Origin of the sequence: Actinacidiphila acididurans, assembly GCF_016918855.1 — a bacterium.
Classification (GTDB): Bacteria; Actinomycetota; Actinomycetes; order Streptomycetales; family Streptomycetaceae; genus Actinacidiphila; species Actinacidiphila acididurans.
Genome location: NZ_JADKYB010000017.1, coordinates 1 through 11,426, shown reverse-complemented (window position 1 = coordinate 11,426; position 11,426 = coordinate 1). Strand labels below are relative to the sequence as shown.

Annotated in this window: 10 protein-coding genes; 6 read left to right on the top strand and 4 right to left on the bottom strand. The window is 72.2% G+C overall.

What is annotated here, in order from left to right; all coding sequences use genetic code 11:
- Positions 1-84 precede the first annotated feature (84 nt).
- Positions 85-708, bottom strand: a complete 624-nt coding sequence (locus ITX44_RS27645; RefSeq protein WP_205360142.1) for a DUF6879 family protein — start codon at positions 706-708, stop codon at positions 85-87.
- Positions 701-970 carry a hypothetical protein gene (locus ITX44_RS27640; protein WP_205360141.1) on the bottom strand — a complete coding sequence of 90 codons (270 nt, stop codon included), beginning with the start codon at positions 968-970 and terminating at the stop codon, positions 701-703. Before ITX44_RS27640 ends, ITX44_RS27645 begins: the two co-directional genes overlap by 8 nt.
- Before the next feature lie 267 nt (positions 971-1,237).
- Between ITX44_RS27640 and ITX44_RS27635 the strand changes: the two genes are divergently transcribed.
- Complete coding sequence (locus ITX44_RS27635; protein ID WP_205360140.1) at positions 1,238-1,804, top strand: DJ-1/PfpI family protein; 567 nt, start codon at positions 1,238-1,240, stop codon at positions 1,802-1,804.
- Positions 1,805-1,811: 7 nt separating this feature from the next.
- Here the strand turns inward: ITX44_RS27635 and ITX44_RS27630 are convergent, their stop codons facing one another.
- Both ITX44_RS27630 and ITX44_RS27625 read right to left on the bottom strand, forming a co-directional pair.
- Entirely contained in the window at positions 1,812-2,078 is a 267-nt protein-coding gene (locus tag ITX44_RS27630) for a protealysin inhibitor emfourin (RefSeq protein WP_205360139.1), read from the bottom strand.
- A gap of 40 nt (positions 2,079-2,118) precedes the next feature.
- Positions 2,119-3,225, bottom strand: coding sequence for a M4 family metallopeptidase (locus ITX44_RS27625; RefSeq protein ID WP_205360138.1), 1,107 nt, complete (start codon positions 3,223-3,225; stop codon positions 2,119-2,121).
- 308 nt (positions 3,226-3,533) lie between these two features.
- Here ITX44_RS27625 and leuA point away from each other — a divergent pair, with 308 nt between their 5' ends.
- The 5 genes from leuA (at position 3,534) to ITX44_RS27600 (ending at position 11,381) form a co-directional block, all read left to right on the top strand.
- Entirely contained in the window at positions 3,534-5,297 is a 1,764-nt protein-coding gene (gene leuA, locus ITX44_RS27620) for a 2-isopropylmalate synthase (protein WP_205360137.1), read from the top strand.
- A 474-nt stretch (positions 5,298-5,771) separates the two neighbouring features.
- The gene (locus tag ITX44_RS41570) at positions 5,772-6,461 is read left to right on the top strand and encodes a TerB family tellurite resistance protein (RefSeq protein WP_372441012.1); all 690 of its coding nucleotides are present in this window, start codon (positions 5,772-5,774) and stop codon (positions 6,459-6,461) included.
- A 198-nt stretch (positions 6,462-6,659) separates the two neighbouring features.
- Positions 6,660-8,942, top strand: a complete 2,283-nt coding sequence (locus ITX44_RS27610; RefSeq protein WP_205360135.1) for an MMPL family transporter — start codon at positions 6,660-6,662, stop codon at positions 8,940-8,942.
- Positions 8,943-9,192: 250 nt separating this feature from the next.
- A complete protein-coding gene (locus ITX44_RS27605; protein ID WP_205360134.1) occupies positions 9,193-10,692 on the top strand; it encodes a sensor histidine kinase in 1,500 nt (499 codons plus the stop codon).
- Positions 10,689-11,381 (top strand): response regulator, encoded by a 693-nt coding sequence (locus tag ITX44_RS27600; protein ID WP_205360133.1) that lies wholly within the window; start codon positions 10,689-10,691, stop codon positions 11,379-11,381. The genes ITX44_RS27605 and ITX44_RS27600 overlap by 4 nt, the downstream gene beginning before the upstream one ends.
- The last annotated feature ends 45 nt before the right edge of the window (positions 11,382-11,426 follow it).

Here is an 11,426-nt window from a genome sequence, read left to right as displayed (position 1 = left end):
GACGACCCCGAGAGGTCATTGCGGGACTCTCCCGGGGTACCGCCCTGTGGGTCGGAAGTGCTAATCGTGTGCTCCTGGTTCGCTTTACGCCGCCTGTGGCGGGGGAAGTGGCTCCACCACCCGGGTGAAATAACGTCGCACATCGTCCGCGGTCGCGTACGCGTCGCTGATGAACGCCGCCCAGCGGCCCACCGTTTCGGGATCCGTGAAACGCATGGCGCCGTCGGGCGTGCCGGATTCGGTGTACACCACGCGATACAGCACCCGCCCGCCCAGGATGGTCAGTTCGGGCAGCATGCCCTCCGTCTCGGACGCGGCGACGGCAGAGGCGGGAAGCACCCGCACATGGTGCCCGCACTCCGCGCTCAGCCGGAGCCAGTGCAATTCCCATTGCACATACGGCGTCAGGGGCTCCTCGACGATCCGTAACCGGTTGAACGCGGAGCCCCGCCGGGCGTCGTCCGCGGCGCTCGCGACCAGCGCGTCACGCCGTGCATCGAACAGCCGCAGCGCGCCCTGCCAGTCACCGCGGCGCAGTGCGTCCCGGCTGGCGTCGCCGATCTCCTCGAAGTGCTGCAGTCGCTCCAGTTTCCAGGAGGCGCTGTTGCGGAGCGCAACGCGCCGTTCGCGGAAGTCGCGCTTGTAGTCGGCCCGGGCGAGGTATTCGCCGAGCTCGTGCGGAAGGGTGGGGGCGCGGAGATCAAGCATCGGGGATGTCCGTCTTCGCGGCGCTGAGCATGTTGCCCGGAATGACGACCAGCCGCTCGTCCGGTCCCAGCCGCACGCCCTCCGGAAGGCGTGCGGTGAGCGCGGAGGTCAGATCGCGGCCGATCACGGCGATGTCACCGTTGTCGAGCTGCCAGATGTCCGGGCACTCGTCGTCTCCGTTCGAGTTGCCGAGCTCTTGTGCAGACTTCCCCAACCGTCGTACGAATAACGCCGACGGATCGGCCTCCCACGCGCGAGCCATGGCTGCCTCCGGGCACCCCATATGTCACGGAACGTATGGAAACATGTTACCCGGAGTGGCAATGGGCACACCGCCGGAACCGGCCATTACCGGGACGGGTCGATGCCGGAATTGGCCGAAGGCAATCGGTCGGGGTCCGCGGTGGCTGAATTCGGCCGTTCAGGGTGAGTGGGCCGCTTTCGTGGGCCGGATGCGGCATCGTAGGCCGCGCGGTGCGCCGTGATCAGCTCATCGGAGTCTGGCGAGACAGAGAGGACGGACCGGACGATGACGGTGAAGATTCTGTTCGTGACCGGGGACGCGGCGGAGTCGCTCGAGGTCATGTACCCGTATCAGCGGTTGCTCGAGGAGGGGTACACGGTCGAGATCGCGGCTCCCACGCGCAAGAAGCTTCGGTTCGTGGTGCACGACTTCGAGGACGGCTTCGACACGTACACCGAGAAGCCGGGGTACACCTGGCCCGCCGACCTCGCTTTTTCGGAGGTGGACCCGACGCAGTACGTGGCGCTGGTGATTCCCGGGGGCCGGGCGCCGGAGTATCTGCGCAACGACCCCGATGTGCGGCGCATCGTCGAGCACTTCTTCGGCCAGAGCAAGCCGGTGGCCCAGATCTGCCACGGCCCGCTGATCTCGGCGGCCGCCGGGGTGCTGGACGGGCGGCGCACCGCCTCCTACCCCGCGGTGGAGCCCGACGTGCAGGCCGCGGGCGCCACGTACGAGAACAGCGACGCGGTCACCGACGGTCAGCTGGTGTCCGCCCGCGCCTGGCCGGACCACCCGGGCTGGATGCGCGCCTTCGTGGAACTGCTCCGCAAGACCGCTCCGCCGGCCTGAGCTCGGGTTACGCCCCCTCGCCCAGCACCGCCTGCACCAGCTCCCGCTGGGCCGGGGTCAGATGCGGATCGGCGCACTCCACGGTGCGCCCGTCGATCGTGATTTCGTAGTGGAAGCCGTCCGGGACCCCGTGCGCACCCGAGCGCGGGGCCTGGGCGGCGACCTCCCGGGCCAGCTCCTCCAGGCGCGCGCCGTCGGCGCGGCCCGCGGTGTCCAGGGCCGCGCGGCGGCCGATCCCGGCGAAGCCGCCGCTGCGGCTCACTTCGATGCGCACCCCACCACGATAACCACGGGTACGTCCGCGGCCACGGTGTTCACGCCTGCTGCGGCTGGCCCGGCTGTTGGCGCGGCACACCGGTCGGCGCGGCGCTGCCGCCGGCCGGCACCTGGACCCCCACCTGACCCCAGGCGTGGAGCACCGCGGCGAGCTGCTCGCCCTCGCCGTAGCGCGCCTTGGCGGCGGCCGCGGTGGCGGCGGCGAAATCGGCGAACTGGGCGCCGGTGGCGAGCGAACCGCCGGTCAGGGTGTCGTACCAGATCTGCCCGGCCTGCTCCCAGGCGTTGCCGCCGAGGGCGGTGGCCAGCAGGTAGAAGGCGTGGTTGGGGATGCCGGAGTTGACGTGCACGCCGCCGTTGTCCTGCGAGGTGGACACGTATCCGGCCATGGTGCCCGGCTGCGGGTCCTTGCCGAGCTGCGGGTCGTCGTAGGCGGTGCCGGGCTCCTTCATCGAACGCAGGGCGTGGCCGTTCACGCCGGGCGCCAGCAGCCCGGCGCCGATCAGCCAGTCGGCCTGCTCGGTGCTCTGCCCGAGCGTGTACTGCTTGATCAGGCTGCCGAAGACGTCCGACACCGACTCGTTGAGCGCGCCGGACTGGCCGAAGTAATCGAGGTTCGCCGTGTACTGGGTGACGCCGTGCGTCAACTCGTGGCCGATCACGTCCACCGGAATGGTGAAGTCGAGGAAGATCCGGCCGTCCCCGTCGCCGAACACCATCTGCTCGCCGTTCCAGAAGGCGTTGTTGTAGCCCTGCAAGTAGTGGACGCTGGCGATCAGCGGCAGCCCGGCGCCGTCGATGGAGTGCCGGCCGTACGCCTTCAGGTACGTCTCGAAGGTCGCGCCGAGCCCGTCGTACGCCCGGTTGACGGTGACGTCCTTGCTCGGCTTGTCGCCCTCGCCGCGCACTTTGCGGCCGGGCAGCGTGTCGTGGTGCTTCGCGTCGTCCACGGTCCGCTGCGGCGTGTCCGACGCGGTGCCCTGGGCGGAGACGGTGGGGCCCAGGACGGTGGTCAGCCGGCGACGGGTACGCTCGCGGGCGTCGTGCTCCAGCGTGCGGCGGGCGGCGGTGGACAGGTCCGGGTCCTGGGCCCTGGCGAGCCTGTCGAGTACATGCGGTGGCACGATCGTGCAGAAGACTCCCATATACGTAATGTGGCACGACTCGTACCCACTGTCACCGTTTTTGGCGGCTCGTTGACGAAAAGGAAGGAAGCATCGGGGTTTTGCTGGACAGCGGGCGTCGTCTTGCATACTGAGAGGAACTACGACGCGCCTGCGTGATCGCGGCGCGGTCGGTTATGGTCGGACCCATCATGCGTTTCGGGCTGCTTCTCCTTAGCTGCCGCGGCGAGGGCCTGTAGTCGTAGGCCGACCCCCTCCCCGCGGAGTTCGGTGTTGCCCAGCCGTCGGCCGGCCCCTTCCCGAGCGGATCCCGAGGAGCACGAGCCCAGATGACCACCCAGAACCGAGTCGGCCGCGCCACGCCCATCACCGCCGCGACCGTACGCCAGCGCCCCACCGCGATGCCGGTCCACAAGTACCGGCCGTACGAGCAGGTGGACCTGTCCGGCCGCAGCTGGCCGGACGCGCGGATCACCAAGGCGCCGCGCTGGCTGTCCACGGACCTGCGGGACGGCAACCAGGCGCTGATCGACCCGATGTCCCCGGCCCGCAAGCGGGAGATGTTCGACCTGCTGGTGCGCATGGGCTACAAGGAGATCGAGGTCGGCTTCCCCTCCTCCGGGCAGACCGACTTCGACTTCGTGCGCTCCATCGTCGAGCAGGACGCGATCCCCGACGACGTGACGATCTCGGTGCTGACCCAGGCCCGCGAGGAACTGATCGAGCGGACCGTGGAGTCGCTGCGCGGCGCCCGGCGCGCCACAGTGCACCTGTACAACGCCACCGCGCCGGTCTTCCGCCGGGTGGTCTTCCGCGGCACCCGCGAGCAGGTCCGCCAGATTGCGGTGGACGGCACCCGGCTGGTGATGGAGTACGCCGACAAGATCCTGGGCGACGAGACCGTCTTCGGCTACCAGTACAGCCCGGAGATCTTCACCGACACCGAGCTGGACTTCGCACTGGAGGTCTGCGAGGGCGTGATGGACGTCTGGCAGCCCGAGGAGGGCCGCGAGATCATCCTCAACCTGCCCGCCACCGTGGAGCGTTCCACCCCCTCCACGCACGCCGACCGCTTCGAGTGGATGTCGCGCCACCTCAGCCGGCGCGAGTACGTGTGCCTGTCCGTGCACCCGCACAACGACCGCGGCACCGCGATCGCCGCCGCGGAACTGGCCCTGATGGCCGGCGCCGACCGCATCGAGGGCTGCCTGTTCGGGCAGGGCGAGCGGACCGGCAACGTGGACCTGGTCACCTTGGGGATGAACCTGTTCAGCCAGGGCATCGACCCGCAGATCGACTTCTCGCAGATCGACGAGATCCGCCGCACCGCCGAGTACTGCAACCAGATGGAGATCCACCCGCGCCACCCCTACGCGGGCGACCTGGTCTACACCGCCTTCTCCGGCTCCCACCAGGACGCCATCAAGAAGGGCTTCGAGGCGATGGAGGCCGACGCGGCCGCCCAGGGCCGGACCGTGGACGAGATCGAGTGGGCGGTACCGTACCTGCCCATCGACCCCAAGGACGTCGGCCGCTCCTACGAGGCGGTGATCCGGGTCAACTCCCAGTCGGGCAAGGGCGGCATCGCCTATGTGCTCAAGAACGACCACAAGCTGGACCTGCCGCGCCGCATGCAGATCGAGTTCTCCCGGATCATCCAGGCCAAGACCGACATCGAAGGCGGCGAGGTCACCCCGGCGGAGATCTGGGCGGTGTTCCAGGACGAGTACCTGCCCACTCCGGACAACCCGTGGGGCCGCATCATCCTGCGCTCGGCGCAGACCTCGACCTCCAGCGACGGCACCGACGCGCTCACCGTCGAGGCCGTGGTGGACGGCGCGTCGACCGTGCTGACCGGCACCGGCAACGGCCCGATCTCGGCCTTCTTCGACGCACTGGCGTCCATCGGGGTCGATGCCCGGCTGCTGGACTACTCCGAGCACACCCTGAGCGAGGGCGCCTCCGCGCAGGCCGCCTCCTACATCGAGTGCGCGATCGACGGCCGGGTGCTGTGGGGGATCGGCGTGGACGCCAACACCACCCGCGCCTCGCTGCAGGCCGTGGTCTCCGCCGTCAACCGCGCGGGCCGCTGACGTCTTCTTTCGGGTGCGGTCGCCGGTCTCCAAATGACGTCACCGGTCCGGCGACCGGGTGAATCCGTCGCACCCGCGACCAACGCCGTACGGGCGTACCCCCGGCTTGTCCCTTCCCGGGACGGCCGCGGGGGTACGCCCCTACGCGCGCCGAGGCGTGCCCACGTGCGCCCTGCCGCGTGCTGGCGCCCCGTGAAGCGGGCCGAAGTGGGCGGATGCGGTCGCCGTACCGATCGAGACCGGCCATTGTGCACCGCCGCGTTGACCTCCTGTTGGCGCCCGGCTTTCGGCCGCGCCCGGAACGAGCCCGAATTGCCCCCGTACGCGGTACTGACTCCGCCCACCGGTGTGGCTAACATCACGGCAGTACGGCACCGTGGCCGGGCCTTCCTTCGCGCGCGTGCGGGCCGCTACGTGGTGCGTACCGGGACGAAGACGGCCGGAGGGTGCAGCGTGAAGAAGCCGGGGCTGTGTATCTGGGGTGTGCGAACCACCTGGCACACCGAGGACGACGGTGAGTTCTTCTGCGCCGACTGCGGCGGCGACCGTGCCTACCACCGCAGAACCGGCACCCGCAGGCTGACCGTGCTCAACGTGCCGCTGCTGACCCGCGGCCCGGCCGGCACCGTCATCGAGTGCACCTCCTGCCACCGGCAGTTCGGCGCCGACGCGCTCCTCCAGCCCACCACCACGCGCTTCTCGGCGATGCTGCGCGACGCCGTACACACCATTGCGCTCGCCGTGCTCACCGCCGGCGGCGCGGCGGGCCGCCCCGCCCGGGAAGCCGCCGTGGAGGCGGTCCGCTCGGCCGGCTTCACCGACTGCACCGAGGACCAACTGCTGGGCCTGCTCGCCGCGATCGTCGCCGACGAGGGCCGCTACCGGGCCTCGGACGAACTCGGCCCGGACTCCTTCGGCGAACCGGTCGACGGCTGCGGAAGCTGGCTGTCCATCGAGCTGCACGAGGCGCTGGAACCCCTCACCGACCACCTCCTGCCGCAGGGCCGCGAACGCGTCCTCCTTCAAGGCGCCCACATCGCCCTTGCCGACGGACCGTACCTGCCCGCCGAACGCGAGGTGCTCGAAGCGGTGGGGCGCTGCCTGTCGCTGCCGCAGAACGACATCGACCGACTGCTGGCTGCCGCTGCCGCGACGGCGTCATGAGGGCGGGGCGGGGGTTCGGGGGCGGCTGCTGCGAGGTCGGCTGCCCATGACCGCTGCCTGGCTACTCCCCGGGGAGTAACCAGGGCCGGGACGGTACGGCGGGAGTAGCGCCGTTTTCGGTCTCCGGCGCGACGAGAAGGGCCCCTTCGGGACGGAAATCTGGTGCCCCTGACACCAGCAGTTCCAAAGGGGGACCCGATGTCCAGTTCCAACGCGCCCAGGTGGCGGCGCGTCCTGCGCCTGCCACCCACCGCAGGCCGCCGCCGTTCCCTGCCCTGGGCCGTGCTCGCCCTGTGGATCGCCGTGCTGGCCGTGGCCGTGCCCTTCGCCGGCCGCCTGGGCGGCGTGAAACACGACGACAACGTCGACTACCTGCCGGCCGGCGCCCAGTCCACGCAGGTCGCCCGGATCGAGCAGACCCTGCCCGGCGGCGGCGCCACCGACCTGGTGCTGGTCTACCGCCGCCCCGGCGGCCTGACCGCGGCCGACCGCACCGCCGTCCAGCACACAACCGCCGCCCTGGACGCGGCCTACCACCTGGTGGGGCCGGCCCCGCGCCCCGTCGCCGCGTCGGACGGCGCCACGCTCATGGTGCCGCTGGCCGTCGCGGAGGACAACGGCACCTCGCAGGACGTCGTCAAGGCGATCCGTGCCCGCGTCGACCGGGACCGGCCGGCCGGGCTCACGGTGCTGGTCGGCGGGGCGGGGGCCGCCGACGCCGACGCACAGGACGTCTTCTCGAGCATCGACGGCACCTTGCTGCTGTCCACCGCCGCCGTGGTCGCCCTCCTCCTGATCCTCACCTACCGCAGCCCCGTGCTGTGGCTGGTGCCACTGCTCGTCGTCGGGGTGGCCGCCGGCACCGCGACCGCCCTGGTCTACGGCCTGGTCGAGGCCTTCGGGCTGACCGTGTCCAACATGAGCTCCTCGGTGATGACCGTCCTGATCTTCGGCGCCGGCACCGACTACGCCCTGCTGCTGATCTCCCGCTACCGCGACGAACTGCGCCGCACCGCCGAGCCGTACGACGCGATGCGCGCCGCCCTGCGCGGCGTCGGCCCCGCCGTCCTCACCTCGGCCGCGACCGTCGTCGCCGGACTGCTCTGCCTGCTGGCCGCCGACCTCAACAGCAGCCGCGGCCTCGGCCCGGTCGGCGCGGTGGGCATCATCTGCTCGCTCGCCGCGATGACCACACTGCTGCCCGCGGCCTTGGTGCTGCTCGGGCGCCGCGTCTTCTGGCCGCTGGTGCCGGAGTACGGGAGTCAGGCCCGCGGGGGTGGAGGACGCCTTGTCCGTGGCCTGCTCAGGAGGGGTGCGGGGCGCGAGGACGGGCACGGGCGCGGCGGGTCGTCGTCGCGCCCGGCCGGTACGGCGAGCGACGACGGGGCGGACCCGGGTCGGCGGGGGCCGCGAGGACGCGGTGTGTACGGGCGGATCGGCGCGATCGTCGTCCGCAGGCCGGTGGTGGTTCTGGCGGTGACGGGCGCCGCCGTCGCCGTACTGGCGCTGGGCATCGGCAACCTGCCGGGCGCGCTGCGGCAGGACGACAGCTTCACCGTCACCCCGGAGTCGGTCACCGCCGAGCAGGTGCTGCACCGGGCCTTCCCGGACCGCAGCACGCAGGCGCTCGCCGTGGTCGTGCCGAGCGCGCGGGGCGTGCACGCCGCCGCGGCGGTACGGGCCACCGCGGGGGTCGCCGGGGCCGTCACCGGACGTACTGGCGGCGGCTGGACCGAGATCTCCGTCTACCCGGCGGCCCGCCCGGACAGCCACGCCGAACACGCCCTGATCCACCGGCTGCGGGCCGTCACCGCCCCCGACGACGGCCTGGTCGGCGGGGCCGGCGCCCAGCGCATGGACACGGCGGCGACCTCCTCCAGGGACCAGAAGATCGTGATCCCCCTGGTCCTGGGCGCGGTCTTCCTCCTGCTCGCCGCCCTGCTGCGCAGCCTGGTCGCACCGCTGGTCCTCACCGCGGCCACCGTCGCCGTCTGGGCCGCCGCCCTCGGCATCGGCGGCTACCTGTTCGGCCCTGTCCTCGGCCTGCACGGCATGGACCCCGGCCTCCCCCTGCTCAGCTTCGTCTTCCTCGTCGCCCTCGGCGTCGACTACGGCATCTTCCTCATGCACCGCATGCGCGAGGAGACCCTCCACGGCGCCGGCCCCCGCCGCTCCACCGTCACCGCCCTCGAAGCCACCGGCGGCGTCATCGCCTCCGCCGGCGTCGTTCTCGCCGCGACCTTCACCGTCCTCGCCACCCTCCCCCTCGTGATGATGGTCGAACTCGGCCTCGCCATCGCCCTCGGCGTCCTCCTCGACACGTTCGTCGTCCGCACGTTCCTCGTTCCTTCCGCCACCACGCTCATCGGCTCGCGCCTCTGGTGGCCGTCGCGGCCGTTGGCCGACCCGTCCTGGGTTTCTGGGAAGGAAGGGGCCGGGGTGGGGGGAAGGGAACGGCGGGGGGATGCGGTGGTGAGGTGACCCGGGAGGCGCCGTGCTCGAAGGGGCGGGGTGCTGGGCCCGATGCGCGGCCGGCGCCGTGCGGGCGCGACCTGCCACGAAGGACCGTCACTCGGCAGCGAACCGGACCACCCCCTTCCGGTGCCGCCCCGGCCCACTCCGGGCAGACCCCGCACGACATTTCCGCAGGTCATCCCGCCGCACCGCTGAGTTATCCACAGGCCGAATTCGCTCACCCCACAGACCCTCGCAAATCCCCCAGGATGGAGCCATGTCCATCGGCATCGCGCTCAGACGAGCCCCCGTACCGCTCGCGGCACCTTCAACACCCGCCGCGCAGGCGACCCGCACCGCGCGGGTGGCCCCGCACGACGTGGCTCTGGCCGCGCTCGTGCTCGTGGTGGAGGCCGCCTTGGCGCTGCTGCTCCCCGAGGGCCCGGGCAGCAATCGCCCGGACTCGGCGGGCTGGCTGCTGCTCACGGCGGGCGCGGCCGTACTGGTGTGGCGGCGCCGCTATCCGATGGCCTGCCTGATCGGCATGGTCGCGGCGGTGGCGCCGTATCACTACCTGGAGAACATCCAGGTCGCGGTCATACCGTCCAGCATGGTCGCGCTGTATTCGCTGGCCCTCGCCGGGCCGCCGCTGCGCACCTTCCTGGTCGTGCCCAGCATGGTGATCATGATGGCCGTGGTGATGGCCACGATGGGCCGGCCGCACACGGGCACCGACGCGTTGCAGAGCGGCGGCTGGATCATCGCGGTCGCGGTGGTCGGCGAAGTGGTCCGCGTGCACCGCGCATACCTGGCAGCCGTCGTGGAGCGGGCCGAGCGGGCCGAACGCACCCGTGAGGAGGAGGCCGCGCGCCGGGTCGCCGAGGAACGGCTGCGGATCGCCCGCGACCTGCACGACCTGCTGGCCCACAGCATCACGCTGATCGGCGTGCAGACCTCGGTGGCCGCGCACGTCCTGGTCGCCGACCCCGACCGGCTGGACCGCGCGGCCGTCGCGGACGCCCTCGACGCGATCGCCGAGACCTGCCGGGAGGCCCGCGTCGAACTGCGCACCACCCTGCGGGTGCTGCGGGCCGACGAGAACGGGCCGCTCCCGGACCTGGCGGGCATACCCGCCCTCGTCCAGGCCGCCGAAGCAGCAGGCGCCCGGGTGGAGCTCGCCCTGGACGCGGGCCCGGGGCCGGTGCCGCCCGCGGTGGGGGCCGCCGCGTACCGGATCGTGCAGGAGTCCTTGACGAACGCCGTACGGCACGCGGAGGCGGCCGGCCCCGGCGTCACGGTCGCAGTACGCCGAGCCGGGCCTGCCCTGCGGCTGCTGATACGCGACGACGGGGGCAGCCCCGGTCCTGCGACGGGCGTGCCGTCCGCCTCAGTGGGGTCCGCACCCGGGCGCGGGGGTGCCGCCCCGGCGGGCGCGGCGCCGGCAGGGGCCGTCATACCCGGTGGGCCCGCACGCGGCGAAGGCTTCGGCATCGTCGGGATGCGGGAGCGGGCCCGCAGCGTGGGCGGCACCCTGACCGCGGGCCCACGCGCGGACGGCCCCGGGTTCAAGGTGACCGCGGACCTGCCCTTCCCGGGCCAGGCGGGACCGGACGGTCGGCCCGGCCCCGAACCCGGGCCGGCGGAAGCGCCGGCACCCGGGCCCACGGCACCCAGTTCCACCGGGTCCGGGCCCACCGGACTTGGGCCGGCCGAACCCGGGGCAGCCACATCGGACGTCACGACAAGGAAAACAGCCGACACGGGAGGGAGGGGATGACCCGGGAGGAGTCGATCCGGGTGGTGCTGGCCGACGATCAGACGTTGGTGCGGGCCGCGTTCGCGATGCTCGTGGAGTCCGCGCGGGACATGGAGGTGGTGGGGCAGGCGGGAGACGGCCGGGAAGCGGTGGAGCTGGCCCGCAGCGCTCGGGCCGACGTGGTCGTGATGGACATCCGGATGCCGGAGATGGACGGCATCGCGGCCACCCGGCGGATCGCGGCGGACGACGACTTGGCGGGGGTGCGCATCCTGGTGCTGACCACGTACGACGACGATGAGAACGTGGTGGCGGCGCTGCGGGCGGGGGCGTCCGGGTTCCTGGTGAAGGACACCCGGCCGGCCGAGATGCTGGCGGCGATACGCACGGTCGCCGCCGGGGACTCGTTGCTGTCGCCCGGACCCACCGCCCGGCTGATCGCGCGGGTGCTGCGGCTGCCGGACCGGCCGCCGGCCGGTGGGTCGGTGCCGGCCGGGCTCGCGGGGCTGTCCGAGCGGGAGCGGCAGGTGCTCACCATGGTGGCCCGGGGCCTGAACAACGCGGAGGTGGGGGAGGCGCTGGGCCTGAGTCCGCTCACCGCCAAGACGCACGTCAGCCGGATCATGGGCAAGCTGGGTGCGCGTGACCGGGCCCAACTGGTCGTCGCCGCCTACGAGTCGGGGCTCGTGGCGCCCGGCGGTGAGCACTGAGCGAGCACTGAGCGGGCCCTGCGCCGGTACTGAGCGGGCGGGGGG